This is a genomic window from Pseudomonas sp. Pf153 (assembly GCF_001269775.1).
Lineage (GTDB): Bacteria > Pseudomonadota > Gammaproteobacteria > Pseudomonadales > Pseudomonadaceae > Aquipseudomonas > Aquipseudomonas uvaldensis.
This window is the reverse complement of record NZ_LHVL01000009.1, coordinates 242,351-257,801: the sequence shown is the minus strand read 5'-3', so window position 1 is coordinate 257,801 and position 15,451 is coordinate 242,351. Positions and strand designations below refer to the sequence as shown.

Sequence of the window (15,451 nt, the reverse complement as noted above, 5' to 3'; positions counted from 1 at the left end):
CAGCAAGCTTGGAGGGAACTCAGGCGGCGTCGGGCCGTGCTGAGCTGGTCAAAACTTAAAAGAGAACACAACTATGCTTTTCTCCCGTAAACCTTTTGCTTCGGTTTCCAAGCGTCATTTGCTGATGGTCGCGGTCGGCTTCAGCACCGTCCTGACCGGCTGCGCTACGTCGCCGACGTCCAAGGTCGCATCGAGCACCAAGGTCGAGTACTACCCCAACTGCTACGAGCCGGTGCAGCACCTGCGGGCCACCGAGGGGAACATGACCAAGTCGGTCATCACCGGTGCCGCTGTCGGTGCCGTCGGTGGCGCGCTGCTGGGCGCCCTGACCGCCGACAAGGAAGACCGTGGCCGCAACGCCGCCATCGGCGCGGCGGGCGGTGCCCTGGCGGGCGGCGCCGCCGGTTACTACACCGAGCGCCAGAAGCAGATCGCCGATGACAACCAGCGCATCGCGTCCTATGCCGCCGACGTCAACAAAAGCGTTACCGACATCGACCGCAGCACCGCGTACGCCAAGGCTTCGCAGCAGTGCTACCAGAGCGCGTTCACCAAACTGGTTGCCGACCGCAAGGCCAAGACCGTCAACGACACCGAAGGTCGCAAGCGCCTGGCAGAAATCGTCGCCGGCCTGAAAGAGTCCAACGACCTGATCGTCGCGGTCAACGGCAAGGCTTCGGAAGACCTGAACAACTACACCCAGGCCTATGAAAAAGACCTGCAGCAAGTGGGCGTGCAGCGCACCGACGTGGTGACCGTGGCGACCGCCGAGACCACCCCGGTCGTGGCGACCACCACCTCCAAGACCAAGAAACCCGTCAAGCCTGCGAAAAAGCCGCCAGTGCTGCCAACCGTGCCGAAAGAAGCGGTGACCACCGAGAAAACCCTGCAGACCGCCAAGGCCAAGCAGGATGAAAGCAAACAAGTCGCCAGCGCCGGCACCAGCCAGGTCAACAGCATGTGCAAAAACCCGGACCTGGGCGACTGGGCACCGGTGCCTTGCCCGAATGTTTGATTGATGGGTGGGTGATCATGCCTTTGCTGGTGTGATCACCGCATGAAAAATCTGTGGGAGCGGGCTTGCTCGCGAAGGCGGCCTTGCGGTTGGCCGGTTTTTTGGGGTCGAGTACATATCCGTTGCTGCGGTAACGGCTGCTTAGGGTTTCGCCCTGACGGCGACTTACTTTCTTTCAAACGCCAAAGAAAGTAAGCAAAGAACGCTGGCCCCACCACTGGGCACCTCGCCACGGCGAGGTGTTCCCTCACTCCGGCATTGCTCCGTGGGCCCGCCGCGAAGGGCCATCCATGGCCCAGCGCGGCTATCCCGGCATCCATGCCGGGATGCCCACTCCACAATGCCTGCGTTCGGCCCTTGTGGTTAATGGGGCGTCCAAGATCAAAAGCCAAAGCCAAAGCCAAAGCCAAAGCCAGAGCCAAAGCCTTGTCTCTTTCGGGTGTACACCAATCCACTGTGGGAGCGAGCCTGCTCGCGATGGCGGCGGCCCGGCTTGCATCAAGGCTGGCTGACTTATCCCTTGCCTCTCAGCACCGCTGCCTCCTGCCCTTCCAGACGATCCAGCGCCCGCTCTACCAACAACTGAACCCCATCGGCCATGCGGCTGATCGCCAGGGCTATGCTGCGGCGGGAGTCGTCGACGTCGTCGGCCAGGTCGGCGGCGATGGTGCTGATCGATTGCAGGTCTTCGGAAGCGTTGGCCAGCAGGGTTTCGGTGTCGACATGAGGGGCGACGATGAACAGCTGATTCTTGTCGGGCTCGGGAGGTGGGGAAGGTCGGGGTTTTAAGTAGTAGTCGAGGGCGCGGGTGGCGGCTTCTTCGAGTTTCTTTTCTTCGAGAGCTTCGACGCGGGATTTGTGACCGCTTGGCGGTGGATTAGGCGTTACTTTGAACATGGCTTGGGCTTCCACTTCAATCTAAGGCCGCCCTGGCTCGCTTGCACGCGATGAAGGGTGGCAGCTGTGTGCGAGTGTGCAAGACCGAGTAAATCGCCCAAACCTCGGCAGACCGCTAGAGTCTCCCGCACACAGCCGCCATAAAACACAGGCACGAATGCTCGTTGAATGGCTGGTGACATTGTTGGGGCGTTCTTTTACCCGGACTTGCACGTCCGTGTCACCGTTTTTTGCGATGACGAACAGAGGTTAGCGGCGCTCGGAAGCCCTGCCTAGTTCATGGACAGCCCGGCGTTTTGAAGGAAATCTCCGAGGGAGCTGAAGGGAAACGGTCATGCTGGGAAAACGTGACTTGGCAGTCATCATGCAGGAAATACTGCTCATCTTCCGCTAAAGCGTTCAGATGATGGCGTTCCGCCAAAGAATCGCTAAACTGCCCCGGCCAATCATCTTTCTTACGAGGCTGTGCCGATGAAATTTCGTTTCCTGTTGTGGATGCTGGGGTTGTTGATGGGCAAGGCCAGCCGGACCAACCCGGCGTTCCAGCAGCAATTGGGCGACAAGGATCTGGTGTTCCAACTGCAAACCCTGGACGCAAAAATCGCCCGGCATTTCATCGTGAAAGACCAGCGCATCACCAGCCAGTCCGGCACCCACCCGACCCCGGCCTTCGCCATCGCCTTCAAGGACGCTGCCTACGGCTTCGCCACGATGCAGGCCAAGAACAAACAGCTGGCGTTTATGAACGGCATCCAGGACAAGTCGATTCAGATCAAGGGCAACCCGGGGCTGGTGATCTGGTTTCAGGGGTTGACCAAATATCTGAAGCCCAAAAAACCAAAAGCCTAGCGCTTACTCTGGGCGAGGGGATAAATCCCCTCGCCACAGGAGCTTCACCCACCTGCAATGGCCTGATGAGTCTATTCAGCCATGGAACTGCGAAGCCAATTCCCGTAGCAGCACCTCGGCTTCCAGTACCTTGTGCACCACATCGTTGGCTTTCTCCCGCGTCAGCCCCACGCGTTCGAGCAACGTATCCGGGATTTCTTCGTCGGGACCGGAGCCGATGCCCCGGGCACGCAGCAGGCGCACGGCCAGGCATACCAGGTTCGGGTAGGCGGCGTATTCGCCGTCGTAGTGCGGGTCGTGCTGGAAGCGCAGCGCGGTGGCCAACTCATCGGGCATGTCCCAATAGCGCATCAGCCATGAGCCGATCTGCTCGCGGCTGATGCCCAGCAGGTGTTGTTCCACGTAGCTGTGGCACAGGTGCGGGTTGACTTCCAGATGCCGGCACATCAGCGAGAAGTGCGGCGGGAAGACGTGGGCCAGCAGCAGGTAGCCGAAGTTGTGCAGCAGGCCGGACAGGTACGTCAGGCCGCCTTCCGGGCGCTGGGCACGGGGCATGGCGCGAGTCAGGCCTTCGATGACGGCAGCGGTGTAGATCGATTGCTGCCAGTACGGCGTGGTGTGTTGCGGATGGTCTTTGGGCAGGCTCAGGGTCTTGCCCAGGGCCAGGCCCAGCGCCAGGTTGATCACCAGGTCGAAGCCCAACACGCGGACGATGGCGTCCTCCACCGAACGGATCTTGCCCGGCGAGGCGTAGTAGGGCGAGGCGGCCCAGCTCACTACTTGCGCGGCCAGGGCCGGATCGGTTTCGACGACGCCAGTGATGTCATCGATGGTGGCGTCCGGATCGACCCGCAGTTTGATGATTTTTTGAGCAGTTTCGGCCAGCGGCGGAATCTCGATGGTTTCTTCCAGCCGTTGCTGGATGCGCCGCGCCGTGAAGGCTTGCACCGCCTGGGTGATTTCCGCGCGGTCGTCGTGCGGGCGGTCCAGGTTCGGGGTGATGTTGCTCAGGGCTTCGCCGAAGGTGGCGGCGCTGGCCTTGGTGAGCATGGCCTTGAAGGCTTCGCTGGTGACTTCCAGCAGCACCCCTGATTCGCCCGAGTTGATCAGCAGCTTGGGCTCGCGCAACAGGCTTTCTTCATATAGGCATGGGGAGCTGGTGAGTGCGGGCAGGCCTGGCAGCATGGTCAGGCTGTGTTTGCCAAGCATGCGTTCCAACTTCTCGGTCGACACCGCCGTGAGCTTGCGGCCGGTGAGTTCGGCCAGGCGGTTGAGGTCCAGTAGCTGGTTTTGCGGAAACAGCACCATGAGCGCACCGACGGCATCATGTACCAGAACGGCCTGCACCTTGCGGGCAGGGTTCAGGCCCGGTCGGTCGAGCACTTCGTCAAAGGCGATGCCTGATTTCTCGAGCAACTGCCGAATAACAGACGGAGCGTGCGGGATTTCGGGGGCGAGGGCAGCTTCAGTCATGGTCTGTATCCGTTTTCCTACAAGTTGAGCAGTATAACCAGCTTGCCGGGCGGGTGGGCCCTGAAACTGAGAGAGTGCTCACACTTGGCCGTATTGCTGCCCATGCCGCAGCCAGCGATCCAGTAACGGGCTGACGTGGTCCGGCCAGCGTTCCAGCAGAGCCTGGGCGGCGTCGCGTACCGCAGGCAGCAGATCAGCGTCGCGCATCAGGTCGGCTACCTTGAATTGAAGCAGACCGGTCTGGCGCGTGCCGAGCATTTCGCCGGGGCCGCGCAACTCGAGGTCTTTTTCGGCGATGACGAAGCCGTCGTTGGTTTCGCGCATGATGCCCAGGCGCTGGCGACCGATCTGCGACAGTGGCGGGTGATACAACAGCACGCAATGGCTGGCCGCGCTGCCCCGACCGACCCGGCCGCGTAGTTGGTGCAACTGCGCCAGGCCCAGGCGCTCGGGGTTTTCGATGATCATCAGGCTGGCGTTCGGCACGTCCACCCCCACTTCGATGACCGTGGTGGCGACCAGCAACTGCAGGGCGCCGGCCTTGAATTCGGCCATGACGGCGGCTTTCTCGGCGGGTTTCATGCGGCCGTGGATCAACCCGACCTTCAACTCACCGAGGGCAGCGCTGAGGTCTTCATAGGTGGTTTGCGCCGCCTGGCAGGTCAATTCTTCCGATTCTTCGATCAGCGTGCACACCCAATAGGCCTGTCGCCCCTCGGCGCAGGCGCTGCGCACCCGTTCGATCACTTCCATCCGGCGGGTGTCGGTGACCAGCACGGTATTGACCGGCGTACGGCCGGGGGGCAGTTCGTCGAGGATCGAGGTGTCGAGGTCGGCGTAGGCGCTCATGGCCAGGGTCCGCGGGATCGGCGTGGCGGTCATGATCAACTGGTGCGGACACATCCGCCCACCCACGCCTTTTTGCCGCAGGGCCAGGCGCTGTTGCACGCCGAAGCGGTGTTGTTCGTCGATGATCACCAGCGCCAGGTTCTTGAACTGCACTTCATCCTGAAACAGCGCATGGGTGCCCACCACCATCGGCGCGCCCTCGGCGATCTGCGTCAGGGCGGCAGTGCGGTTCTTGCCCTTGAGCTTGCCGGCCAGCCAGGCGACCTCGATGCCCAGCGGTTCGAGCCAGCGCTGGAAGGTGATGAAATGCTGTTCGGCCAGAATCTCGGTCGGGGCCATCAACGCCACCTGATAACCCGCCTCCAGGGCCTGAAGCGCGGCGAGGGCGGCGACCACGGTCTTGCCGGCCCCCACGTCACCCTGAATCAGCCGCAGCATCGGCTCGGGCTGGCTCAGGTCGTAGGCGATTTCATTGCCGACCCGTTGCTGGGCGCCCGTTGGTGTAAAGCCCAGGTTCGCCAGGTAACGGGCGGGCAGGTCCCGGGCCTTGGGCATGGCCGGGGCACGCAGCGAGCGCAGGCTTTCGCGCAAGCGTTGCTGGGACAGTTGATGGGTCAGCAGTTCTTCGAAGGCCAGCCGGTGCTGGGCCCAGTGATGACCCAGGGCCAGCTCCTCGACATCGGCATCGGCGGGCGGATGGTGCAGGTAGCGGATCGCGTCGGCCAGCGGGGCCAATTGGTAGTCCCGTGCCAGTTCGGTGGGCAGCCAGTCAGGCAGGCTGCTGGGGCCCAGCAGGGTCAGGGCTTGTTGGCAGAGCTGGCGCAGGCGCTGTTGGGTCAGGCCTTCGGTCAGGGGGTAGACCGGGGTCAGGGTTTCGTCCACCGGCGGCGGTTCGTCACCTGTGATGGCGCGGTACTCCGGGTGATAGATCTCCAACCCCGACGCACCGGGCCGCGCTTCGCCATAGCAGCGCACACGGGTGCCGCGCTTGAGGCCTTCCTTCTGGGCATTGCTGAAATGATAGAAGCGCAGGCTGAGCCCACCCGTGCCGTCCTGCAGGCGCACTACCAGGCTGCGGCGGCGGCCCATGACCACATCGGCGCCGCTGACGGTACCCTCGATCACCGCGTCCTGCCCCGGTCGCAAATGGCCGATGGGCACCACGCGGGTGCGGTCCTGATAGCGCAGGGGCAGGTGGAACAGCACGTCCTGAAGGTTTTCCAGGCCGACCCTGGCCAGTTTCTCGGCCATGGCCTCGCCCACGCCCTTGAGCGTCGTGACCGGTACCTTGGACAGCTCCGTCATGGCAGCGGCTTACTTGGCGGCGGGCGGCTTGGCCACGGAGCACAGGCGGATCGAGTCAGCGAGGATCTCGATGGCCTTGGGTCGCGGGAAGCTGGCGCGCCAGGCAATGGCGACGGTGCGGAACGGCACGGGGGCCGACATCGGGCGGACTTCGATCACGCCGGGGGCATAGTGATGGCTGTCCACCGCCGACAACGGCAGGATCGAAATGCCCAGGCCCGAGGCGACCATATGGCGAATGGTTTCCAGGGAACTGGATTCCACCGTGGTGTGCTTGGCGCCTTCACCGCCCTTGGTCAGGGTGGGGCAGGCTTCGAGCACCTGGTCGCGGAAGCAGTGGCCTTCGCCCAGCAGTAACAGGCTTTTGTCGTTGAGCAGGCCGGCGTCGATGGTTTTTTTCTGGGTCCAGGGGTGCTGGGCCGGCATCAATACGTAGAACGGCTCGTCGTAGAGCGGCAGCGTCAGCACATCGGCTTCGTTGAAGGGCAGGGCGATGATGATCGCGTCCAACTCGCCGTTGCGCAGCTTGTCGCGCAGCACGTGGGTAAAGTTTTCTTCGATGTACAACGGCATCTGCGGGGCGACCCGGTGCAGTTGCGGAATCAGGTGGGGGAACAGGTATGGGCCGACGGTGTAGATCGCACCGACCTTGAGCGGGGCGGTCAGCTGGTTCTTGCCCGCCTGGGCCAGTTCGCGGATGCCCTGGGCCTGCTCCAGCACCTTCTGCGCCTGGGCCACGATGCCTTCGCCCACCGGGGTCAGGCGCACGGCGCTCTTGCTGCGCTCGAAAATCAGCACACCGAGTTCGTCTTCGAGCTTTTTCACGCCCACCGACAGCGTCGGCTGGCTGACATGGCAGCGCTCGGCCGCGTGGCCGAAGTGCTGCTCTTGGGCGAGGGTGACGATGTAGCGTAATTCTGTGAGGGTCATGGCGAGCGTCCGTGAAGTTGCGAGCCAAGCATACCGGCTGCAATCGATAGACGCACGTTATCAGACTGCGGGGGCGCTAGGACACCGGGCAATATGGGACGGTGGCGAAAGAAACAATTTGTGGCGAGGGGATAAAGCCCCTCGCCACAAAGTCACAAGCCCCGGTTACAGGGGCTTGCAATATCAGCGCCTGCGCTTATCGATGGAATACACAAACGGCGCAACAATTTCGATGGAGCCGTTGGTCAGCATGTCGGCCGGTGGCTTGGGCAGCGGTTGGGCCTTGCGGATCATCTCCAGCGTGGCCCGATCCAGATCGGCATTGCCGGACTTGCCCACCAGCTCGAACGACAACACATTGCCCTCGGCATCCACCACGAACCGCAGGCGGTTCAAGCCTTCCTTACCCCGCGCTCGGGCGCTAGCCGGGTAATTCTTGTACTTGCCCAGGTGCGCCAGCAGTGTGCCTTGCCAACTGGCCTTGGCGGCCAACTGCGCAGGCGATGGACCAGGAGCCGGTTGCGCGGATTTTTCCGTCGGGGCCTGGGTCGGCTGGCTGTCGCTCGGCTTTTGCTCCGAAGGTTGTTCCTTTGGCGGCTCCGGCTTCTTCTCTTCCACCGGCTTGGGCTTGGGCGGTTGAGGCTTGGGCTTGGGCTTGACCGGCTTGGGTATGGCAATTTCCGGCTTTGGCGCTTCGGCGAGCTTGGGCAACGGCAGCTCTTCGACCGGCTCCGGTGGTTTCGGCGGTGTGACGACTTTAGGCGGCGCCGGCGGCGGTGGGGCGGGAACCGGTGCCAGTTCGACCATCATCGCCTGCGGTGGCAGTTCGATGGGCGGCCGTGTCGTCCAGTTCAGCGCCAGCGCAATGGCGAGCGCATGCACGCCCAGCACCACGGCCAGGCTACCGCTGTAACGCGTCAGCTTTTGGCGCGTCGTGATCATTTCTTCGGCGCCGTCTCGAGTCCGACCAGACCGACCTTCAGGTAGCCGGCACTGCGCAGAGCGTCCATCACGCTCATCAGGTCGCCATAGTCCACGCCCTTATCGGCCTGGAAGAAGATCGTCGTGTCCTTCTTGCCCTGGGTCTTGGCGTCGAGGGCAGCGCCGAGGCTTTCGGCCTTGACCTCTTCTTCGCCCAGAAACAGGCGCTGGTCGGCCTTGACGCTCAGGAACATCGGTTTCTCCGGCCGGGGCGAAGGCTTGGCCGTCGACGCCGGGAGGTCAACCTTGATGTCCACGGTGGCGAGCGGGGCGGCCACCATGAAGATGATCAACAGCACCAGCATCACGTCGATGAACGGCGTGACGTTGATCTCGTGGTTCTCGGCCAGATCGTCGTCTGCGCCTTCTTTCAAATGCAGGCCCATGGCCGATTACCCCACTTTCACCATGTGCGGTTGCGAGCCACGCTCGGACGGCAGGTGGTCGAGGTCGCGGCTGACCAGCAGCAGGACTTCGGCCGAGGCGTCGGACACCTGGGCCTTGTAGCCGGCAATGGAGCGGGCGAATACGTTGTAGATGACCACCGCCGGGATCGCGGCGACCAGGCCCAGCGCGGTCGCCAGCAAGGCTTCGGCGATACCGGGGGCGACGACGGCGAGGTTGGTGGTCTGGGTCTTGGCGATCCCGATGAAGCTGTTCATGATGCCCCACACGGTGCCGAACAGGCCCACGAACGGCGCGGTAGAACCGATGGTGGCGAGTACGCCGGTGCCGCTGCTCATGTTGCGACCGCAGGCCGCCACCAGGCGCTCGAGGCGGAAGCTCACGCGTTCCTTGATGCCTTCCTTCTCCCGGCTGTTGGCCGACAGACGCATCTCTTCGAGCGCGTCGTGCACCAGCAGGTTGGCGAGGGTGCCTTCCTTCGCCGCGGAGGCGCTGGCTTCCTTGAGGGTGGCGGCTTTTTTCAGAGCGGCGATCTCACCGCGCAGGCGACGTTTGGCCCCCAGCAGCTCGAAGCCCTTGGCGATCCAGATGGTCCAGGTGATGATCGAGGCGATGGCCAGGCCGATCATCACGGCCTTCACGATGACATCGGCGTTCTGGTACATGCCCCACGGGGACAGGTCGTGCGCCATGCCCAACGTGTTGTCTGCCTCGAGCACCTGCGGAGCGTCGGCGGCAGTGGCTTCGACAGCCTGAGCCGGGTCGGCGGCGACCGGCGTTGCAACCGGAGCAGTCGCCTCGGCAGGCGACTGGGTGGCCGCTGGCGCGGTGGCCGGGGTGGTGACAGGCGTCTGTGCATCGGCGAACGCGACGGCAGGTGCCAATAGCAGGCTGAACAACAGCGCTGCCACGGCGCTCCAGGCGCGAGGTCGGTTGGTTGGCGAAGCGGAGGATAGAGAGTGTTTCATGCTGGCCGGACCTGAGAGAAAAAGACGGTTGATGTTCTTCCAGGCCTCGTGGGCCGAGAACAAAATTGGCGAGCATTATTGCAAGTAATTCTTGTTAACAGAAGTAATAGAGTATCTTTTTTTCCAGCATTGCTAGCCGCTCGTCCCCAACGAGGGCTAGTCTGCAGCTTTACCCGAGGAGTTTTCGATGTCCGCGCCTTCTGTTTTGATCGCCGGTTGCGGTGATATCGGCGGCCGTCTGGCCAGTCAGTTGGTGGCCGAGCAATGGCAGGTGTATGGCTTGCGCCGTACGGTTTCTAGCCTGCCGGCCGGTGTCGTGGGGGTCGCGGGTGATCTGTTCAGCGAGCAACGCCCGGCTGATTGGCCCACCGGGCCGCTGGATTATCTGGTGTACAGCGCCGCCGCCACCGAACACGACGAAGCGGGTTACCGCGCGGCTTATGTAGAAGGGTTACAACATGTGTTGGGCTGGCTGAAGCAGCACGGCCAGCAACCCAAGCGGTTGCTGTTTGTCTCCAGCAGCAGCGTCTATGGGCAAAAGGCGGGGGAGTGGGTCGACGAAACCTCGCCCACCGTGGCCGGCGGCTACTCCGGCCGGCTGATGCTCGAAGCCGAACAAGTGGCCCTCGACAGCGGCATCCCGGCCAGCCGTGTGCGCCTGACCGGCATCTACGGCCCCGGTCGCGAATGGCTGCTCAGCCAAGTGCGCCAAGGCTACAGCGTCGTGGAAGACCCGCCCCTGTACGCCAACCGCATCCACGCCGACGACGCCGCCGGCCTGCTGGCGCACCTGCTCAAGGCCGATCGACAGGGCAAGTCCCTGGACGACTGCTACATCGGCGTCGATGATGCTCCCGCCGCCCTGGCCGACGTGGTGGCCTGGCTGCGCGAGTACATGGGCGTCACCCAATGGGCCGAAAACGCCAGCGTCCGTCGCGCCGGCAGCAAGCGTTGCAGCAACGCCCGGGCCAAGGCCCTGGGCTGGTCGCCGTGTTATCCGAGCTTTCGCGAGGGGTATGCGGCGATTCTGGAAGGGCGCTGCTGATCCGTCAGCCTGCGGTGGGTGCGGCTGTGCTCAGGGCACCTGCGAGTGCACCGGGCTTGCAGCCGCCTCGGGGCGGCAGGCTTGCAAAACAACCCGGTCGCGCCCCGTCTCCTTGGCCTGGTAAAGCGCCTTGTCTGCCATCCCAACCAGCTCCGCCGCATCGAAATGACCGATGCCCGTCGAGGCCACGCCAAACGAGGCCGTGACCGAGATGGCCTTGCCGGCCTCGGTGATGATCAACGCACGCACCGAATCGCACAGCTGTTGTGCCTTCTGCACGGCGTGCTCGCTGGTGCAGTTGGGAAGGATGAGCATGAGCTCCTCGCCGCCATACCGACAGGCCACGTCCGAAGCCCGTAGCGACTGTTTCAGCAGATTCGCCACCGAACGCAGCACGGCATCGCCGACAGCGTGGCCATGCATGTCGTTGATCTGCTTGAAGTGATCGAGGTCCAGCATGACCACACTCAACGGCGACTCCATGCGTTGTGCCCGGGCCATCTCCCGGTTGAGGGTTTCCTCCATATAACGGCGGTTGAACAGCCCGGTCAGTGGGTCGCGGATCGACTTGTCATGCAGCGCATTGCGCAGCTTGACGTTGGACAAGGCCAGCGCGACCTGCTCGGAAATCGACTTGGCGATCTCCATTTCCGTCTCGCTGAAAGCTTCCTGGCTACCGGCCTCGGCAAGCTTGCGAATGTAGAACATCCCCATCACTTCGCCGTAGGCGATGAGCGGAAGGCAGAGGTTGGACTGGTTGCGCTCGGAGGCTGGGTCCAGCGGCGAGTAATGCTCGCAGGAAATCAGTGGCTGGCCGAGCACACCATGGTGGGCATTGCCACGCCGCAGGCCCCAGCATTCGTGGGGGATGATGGTCGGGGAGGCGGGTTGTCCATCCCCCCATTCACCGGCCAGCTCGAACAGATCGGCTGCATGGCCGTACAGATAAACGGAGCCTGCGGTTCCCGCCAGCAGATGATTGCAATATTCCGCAGTGACTTTCAGGCCTTCGGCCAGGGTCATTTCGGTCTGCAGCAGTTGGGACATTTCTCCGAGTAGCGAGATTTCCCTGTTGCGTTTTCGCAGCAATACCATGCCCGCCTCGACACGACTCGACTCCTGGGACGCCTCCAAAGCCGAGTTTTCGGTCTGGCGTATAGCTTCACGCATCCTCAGGAAAAGCCAGGCCAGCAGCACCAGCGTGAGCAAAGTGCTCGACAGGGAAAAGGCAACGGCCAACAGGGCTTTTTGCACCAGTTGCTGATCGAGCTGCAGGACTTCATCCATTTCGCCTTTGACCTGGGTGGCGATGCTTTCCCTGATGCGGTCCGTCAGCCCCTTGCCGACGCCCTGCATCACCACTTGCATGGCCGCGTCGTAGCCTTTGTCACGGCGCAGCTTGATGGTCTCGGCCAGGTTCGCCATCTTCTCGTCCACCAGGGCCCGTATGCCCTGGACGGCTTGTTGTTCTTGCGCCGGATCGGTGGCGTACAGCGCTTCGAGCGTGCGCAGTCCTTCGGGCAGATTGGTCATGGTGGCGTAGTAAGGCTGCAGAAAACGGTCATCGCCGGTGATGATGTAGCCGCGCTGCCCGGTTTCAGCATCCACCACCAGTTCGAGCAAGCCACGAAGGGAAGTCAGTTGGTCCTCGACCAACTGACGGTCACGTTGGGTCTGCCCCACCCAGGACAGGCACAGCGGCGCAACGGCGGCATTGAAGCTCATGATGATCACCGCCGCGGCGGCTGCGATTTTCAAGCTGGGCTTACGGTATCCCATCAATGCCTCTGCACATGGAGGTAAACGACCTGCGCTTTGAAGATACGGAACAGGAGGTTTCGTTGGAGTTCATCCCAAGCCTAGTCCGTGTGGGCCAAAGCCCGGGGTAGAAATGCTCTCAAGGGTTTCAACCAGGCGTCATTGCTCAGAAAGGCGACGGCGGCAAGAACCGTCCCCACGCTGAAATACGTTCGGCGGTCACGGCGCCCATCATGATCAGCGAGAGAAACCCCAGGCAGAGCACCACGAGGGGCAGCTTTGTAAACGCGAACCGGATGCCGCCCAAGGGCCCTGGATACTGTTTCAAATAGGCTTTCGCGACCCGCCGGTAGCTATCCCCCGACAGATAACCCCAGAGAAAAAACAGCGCGGTGACGATCATCGCGAAGGGTCGCGGATCGGGGAATTGCAGGCAGGTAAAGCCAGCGCTGATGCCAAACAAGGCGCCAATGTCCTGGGAGGAGCGGAAGTAGCGCTCGGCGATCAGTTCGTCGTCGGTTTTGAACAGCATGTTTTCTCTTCCTGAGGGAGGTGTCGGGGCGCGCCGCTGCCAAGCGGGCGACGTCATCCGACAAACATAAAACAAAGTGCTGTCGTGATGCAGGGCAAACGAGGTGATTCGGGGTTCGCCATATCCTTACCGGCACGCCTCCACACAGCCACGTCTCCTTGCGCCTTTGCCTACAACTACGCCAGAATCCGCCGGCTTGTGCGCCTTGTCCCTGGATTCTATTGTCTTCCTGCCACTGCTTATCAGTGGTCGGGTTTAGTAGCCCGGGAAATACATGACGGTTGCACAAGTCTCTTCAGTCAGGCATTCGCCTGTACTCGATGGTGGTTGTGCGCATGGCGTCCTCGGGCGCGCCGGGCTTTATGTATTTCACCGGTCTACTAACTTGCGCACAGCTGCCTCCATTTCGTTTAGTAGCGAGACGGTTGCGGCCTACTAGAGGAAATACAAATGTTCAAAATAACTCCGAACCCGCCGAAAGCCGATCCGTCTTCCCCTTACGCCGACGGCATCAACGCCAAGAAGCTCGACGACGCCGCCAAGCGCGCCCTGGATTTCTATCTGGCACCGGAAAAAGGGGACAGATTTATTTTCTAGAATCTGTCCCCTTTTCCAAGCGTAAGCGATTGCCTGCTAACGTTCATAAGGCCGTGATCGCTGACAGCTGATTGGATTGAGGATCAGTAGACGAGAGGCGCTGAATTAGATCAGGCACAAAGGATCGTAATTGCAAGGCTTTTAACCGACGAAATGCCTAGTCTGTTCCCACAATTGTTCCCCAGAGTAGCTTTGCTTCTGCTCCCCTCACCACCAAAACGAAACATCACTCAAGGCATCACGCAACTGAACCGCCCCAATACCTCGCCGTTCCGGGTCACCCGCCAGCGCCGTTCTTAGCGCTGACCAGCAACGGCTGGGCAGGTTGCCTGGGGCCTTGAGTGAGCGCTCCAACCGGGCCCCGTGTACCGCCTCGGAAGGCAAGCGCCGAAACGGATGCTGACCGCTCGCCAGTTCATACAGTACACAGGCTGCGGCATAGACATCGGCACCCGCGGAAAGGGGCGCACCTTCAAGCAGTTCGGGGGCGGTGTAGCCCGGGGTCCAGGCGTTGAAGTGGTTGCGGTTGAGGTGGGGCAGGTCCTTCAGTGGGCCCTCCGTGGCCAGGCCAAGGCCGAAGTCGAACAAACGCAACCCTGCTTCGCTCAGCATCACGTTGCTTGGCTTCACGTCGCCATGCAGGGTGTGCTGGCTGTGGGCGTACGCCAGGGCGTCGAGCAGCGGCACGGCGATCGTTTTCAGTTCGCGCCAGGGCAAGCCGAGGGGGCGCTCGCAGAGCAGCTTGTCCAGGGTCAGGCCGCGCATCAGGTCCATGGTGATGAACGCTCGCCCTTGGGCTGTATCCACTTCGAAGGTGTACGGACGCAGTACGTTGGGATGATGCAAGCGCCGGGTCAGAGCGAATTCGTTGTAGAGCAGGGCGCTGGCGTCGGGGGATTCATCCAGTGCTTCGTTGTGCATTTTCAGCGCGATGTACGGATCGGGATCGCTGTACTGTTCGTGCAACAGATCCCTCGCACGGTAGACGACGCCCATGCCGCCCGCGCCGAGCAGGCCTTCCAGGCGATAGCGTCCCGAGAGTATGTCCGGCATTTCCATGAGGTCGCGTTGGCGTGGTGTTGCCACCGCCGAAGCGCTGGCAAAGGTGAGGTAGCTGTGGGGCGGGCTCATTGCCGAACGACCACGGCGGTCAGGTTATCCACCGCTGCACCGCGCAGAGCATGCTCGAAAAGACGCTCCAGCGCGAGGCGTGGTGAGGCCAGGTTCAAGGCATGTCCCAGGGTTGCACTGCCCAACCCTTGATACAAGCCGTCGCTGCACAACAAAAACGTGTCACCGGGCCGAACGTCCAGCTCCAGCACCCCAAGCGTCAGCTCTGGCGCCGCGCCCACCGCGCGAGTCAACGCCTTGGCGGCAGGATGGGCGCCGGCCTCGTCGTGGCTGATGCGTTTTTCGTCGATCAGCTGCTGTTGCAGCGAATGGTCCTTGGACAGCTGGTACAACTGCCGTCCTCGCCAGAGGTAGCAGCGGCTGTCGCCTGCCCAGATGCAGGCGGCACGGTTGCCTTGCAGGAGCAGCGCCACCACGGTGCTGCCGATGATGCCGGGAGGCCGCCCCTTGGTGAGGGTCAGTTCCTGGCTGAGCCGTCGGTTGGTCCAGCGCAGGCACTGGCGAACGGCTTTTGAGCGCTCGTTCAGGTCCGGGTACGGTGGCAGCGCCGCCAGGTTTGCCACGATCAACTGGCTGGCGATATCGCCGCCCCAGTGTCCGCCCATCCCATCGGCGACGGCCCACAACCCCCGGCATGGTCCGTCGAGAAAGGCGTCCTCATTGCGGCGTCGATGTTTGCCAGGGTCGGTACGGGCGGCGCTGCACCAGGCTCCCAT

At 62.5% G+C, this 15,451-nt stretch carries 15 protein-coding genes; 4 read left to right on the top strand and 11 right to left on the bottom strand.

What is annotated here, in order from left to right; translation table 11 throughout:
- Positions 1–73: 73 nt before the first annotated feature.
- On the top strand, positions 74–1,015 hold the full coding sequence (tagQ, locus tag AD666_RS06195) for a type VI secretion system-associated lipoprotein TagQ (RefSeq protein ID WP_053148770.1): 942 nt from the start codon (positions 74–76) through the stop codon (positions 1,013–1,015).
- 513 nt (positions 1,016–1,528) lie between these two features.
- Here tagQ and AD666_RS06190 read toward each other — a convergent pair.
- Positions 1,529–1,912: a DUF6124 family protein gene (locus AD666_RS06190; RefSeq protein ID WP_053148768.1), complete on the bottom strand. Its 384-nt coding sequence runs from the start codon at positions 1,910–1,912 to the stop codon at positions 1,529–1,531.
- 471 nt (positions 1,913–2,383) lie between these two features.
- Between AD666_RS06190 and AD666_RS06185 the strand changes: the two genes are divergently transcribed.
- Positions 2,384–2,761, top strand: coding sequence for a hypothetical protein (locus AD666_RS06185; protein WP_053148765.1), 378 nt, complete (start codon positions 2,384–2,386; stop codon positions 2,759–2,761).
- Positions 2,762–2,836: 75 nt separating this feature from the next.
- On the opposite strand, the gene AD666_RS06180 is transcribed toward AD666_RS06185, so the two are convergent.
- The 6 genes from AD666_RS06180 to exbB all read right to left on the bottom strand — a co-directional run bounded on the left by AD666_RS06180 (position 2,837) and on the right by exbB (position 9,672).
- Positions 2,837–4,234 (bottom strand): aminoacyl-tRNA deacylase and HDOD domain-containing protein, encoded by a 1,398-nt coding sequence (locus tag AD666_RS06180; protein ID WP_053148762.1) that lies wholly within the window; start codon positions 4,232–4,234, stop codon positions 2,837–2,839.
- A 78-nt stretch (positions 4,235–4,312) separates the two neighbouring features.
- A complete protein-coding gene (recG, locus tag AD666_RS06175) occupies positions 4,313–6,388 on the bottom strand; it encodes an ATP-dependent DNA helicase RecG (RefSeq protein WP_053148759.1) in 2,076 nt (691 codons plus the stop codon).
- Between the two features lie 9 nt (positions 6,389–6,397).
- Entirely contained in the window at positions 6,398–7,318 is a 921-nt protein-coding gene (locus AD666_RS06170; protein ID WP_053148756.1) for a hydrogen peroxide-inducible genes activator, read from the bottom strand.
- A 183-nt stretch (positions 7,319–7,501) separates the two neighbouring features.
- Positions 7,502–8,260 carry an energy transducer TonB gene (locus tag AD666_RS06165; protein ID WP_053148753.1) on the bottom strand — a complete coding sequence of 253 codons (759 nt, stop codon included), beginning with the start codon at positions 8,258–8,260 and terminating at the stop codon, positions 7,502–7,504.
- Positions 8,257–8,685: a TonB system transport protein ExbD gene (gene exbD / locus AD666_RS06160; RefSeq protein ID WP_053148751.1), complete on the bottom strand. Its 429-nt coding sequence runs from the start codon at positions 8,683–8,685 to the stop codon at positions 8,257–8,259. The genes AD666_RS06165 and exbD overlap by 4 nt, the downstream gene beginning before the upstream one ends.
- Positions 8,686–8,691: 6 nt before the next feature.
- Positions 8,692–9,672, bottom strand: a complete 981-nt coding sequence (gene exbB, locus AD666_RS06155) for a tonB-system energizer ExbB (RefSeq protein WP_053148748.1) — start codon at positions 9,670–9,672, stop codon at positions 8,692–8,694.
- A 187-nt stretch (positions 9,673–9,859) separates the two neighbouring features.
- Between exbB and AD666_RS06150 the strand changes: the two genes are divergently transcribed.
- Positions 9,860–10,717 carry an SDR family oxidoreductase gene (locus AD666_RS06150; protein WP_053148746.1) on the top strand — a complete coding sequence of 286 codons (858 nt, stop codon included), beginning with the start codon at positions 9,860–9,862 and terminating at the stop codon, positions 10,715–10,717.
- A gap of 30 nt (positions 10,718–10,747) precedes the next feature.
- On the opposite strand, the gene AD666_RS06145 is transcribed toward AD666_RS06150, so the two are convergent.
- Together AD666_RS06145 and AD666_RS06140 are read right to left on the bottom strand one after the other, a co-directional pair.
- Positions 10,748–12,496, bottom strand: a complete 1,749-nt coding sequence (locus AD666_RS06145) for a diguanylate cyclase (RefSeq protein WP_053148743.1) — start codon at positions 12,494–12,496, stop codon at positions 10,748–10,750.
- A gap of 145 nt (positions 12,497–12,641) precedes the next feature.
- Positions 12,642–13,007 carry a hypothetical protein gene (locus AD666_RS06140; protein WP_053148740.1) on the bottom strand — a complete coding sequence of 122 codons (366 nt, stop codon included), beginning with the start codon at positions 13,005–13,007 and terminating at the stop codon, positions 12,642–12,644.
- Positions 13,008–13,457: 450 nt separating this feature from the next.
- Between AD666_RS06140 and AD666_RS26405 the strand changes: the two genes are divergently transcribed.
- Positions 13,458–13,604, top strand: coding sequence for a hypothetical protein (locus tag AD666_RS26405; RefSeq protein WP_156315915.1), 147 nt, complete (start codon positions 13,458–13,460; stop codon positions 13,602–13,604).
- Between the two features lie 207 nt (positions 13,605–13,811).
- Here the strand turns inward: AD666_RS26405 and AD666_RS06135 are convergent, their stop codons facing one another.
- Together AD666_RS06135 and AD666_RS06130 are read right to left on the bottom strand one after the other, a co-directional pair.
- Positions 13,812–14,735: a serine/threonine-protein kinase gene (locus tag AD666_RS06135; RefSeq protein ID WP_053148737.1), complete on the bottom strand. Its 924-nt coding sequence runs from the start codon at positions 14,733–14,735 to the stop codon at positions 13,812–13,814.
- Positions 14,732–15,451 carry a PP2C family serine/threonine-protein phosphatase gene (locus AD666_RS06130; RefSeq protein ID WP_053148734.1) on the bottom strand — a complete coding sequence of 240 codons (720 nt, stop codon included), beginning with the start codon at positions 15,449–15,451 and terminating at the stop codon, positions 14,732–14,734. The genes AD666_RS06135 and AD666_RS06130 overlap by 4 nt, the downstream gene beginning before the upstream one ends.

Excerpts from the sequence above, each read along its gene's own strand:
- AD666_RS06180 (WP_053148762.1), bottom strand. The coding sequence starts at position 4,234 with ATGACTGAAGCTGCCCTCGCCCCCGAAATCCCGCACGCTCCGTCTGTT.
- AD666_RS06135 (WP_053148737.1), bottom strand. The coding sequence starts at position 14,735 with ATGAGCCCGCCCCACAGCTACCTCACCTTTGCCAGCGCTTCGGCGGTG.
- AD666_RS06140 (WP_053148740.1), bottom strand. The coding sequence starts at position 13,007 with ATGCTGTTCAAAACCGACGACGAACTGATCGCCGAGCGCTACTTCCGC.
- exbB (WP_053148748.1), bottom strand. The coding sequence starts at position 9,672 with ATGAAACACTCTCTATCCTCCGCTTCGCCAACCAACCGACCTCGCGCC.
- AD666_RS06185 (WP_053148765.1), top strand. The coding sequence starts at position 2,384 with ATGAAATTTCGTTTCCTGTTGTGGATGCTGGGGTTGTTGATGGGCAAG.
- AD666_RS26405 (WP_156315915.1), top strand. The coding sequence starts at position 13,458 with ATGTTCAAAATAACTCCGAACCCGCCGAAAGCCGATCCGTCTTCCCCT.
- AD666_RS06150 (WP_053148746.1), top strand. The coding sequence starts at position 9,860 with ATGTCCGCGCCTTCTGTTTTGATCGCCGGTTGCGGTGATATCGGCGGC.
- AD666_RS06170 (WP_053148756.1), bottom strand. The coding sequence starts at position 7,318 with ATGACCCTCACAGAATTACGCTACATCGTCACCCTCGCCCAAGAGCAG.
- recG (WP_053148759.1), bottom strand. The coding sequence starts at position 6,388 with ATGACGGAGCTGTCCAAGGTACCGGTCACGACGCTCAAGGGCGTGGGC.
- AD666_RS06165 (WP_053148753.1), bottom strand. The coding sequence starts at position 8,260 with ATGATCACGACGCGCCAAAAGCTGACGCGTTACAGCGGTAGCCTGGCC.
- AD666_RS06190 (WP_053148768.1), bottom strand. The coding sequence starts at position 1,912 with ATGTTCAAAGTAACGCCTAATCCACCGCCAAGCGGTCACAAATCCCGC.
- AD666_RS06130 (WP_053148734.1), bottom strand. The coding sequence starts at position 15,451 with ATGGGAGCCTGGTGCAGCGCCGCCCGTACCGACCCTGGCAAACATCGA.
- AD666_RS06145 (WP_053148743.1), bottom strand. The coding sequence starts at position 12,496 with ATGGGATACCGTAAGCCCAGCTTGAAAATCGCAGCCGCCGCGGCGGTG.
- tagQ (WP_053148770.1), top strand. The coding sequence starts at position 74 with ATGCTTTTCTCCCGTAAACCTTTTGCTTCGGTTTCCAAGCGTCATTTG.
- exbD (WP_053148751.1), bottom strand. The coding sequence starts at position 8,685 with ATGGGCCTGCATTTGAAAGAAGGCGCAGACGACGATCTGGCCGAGAAC.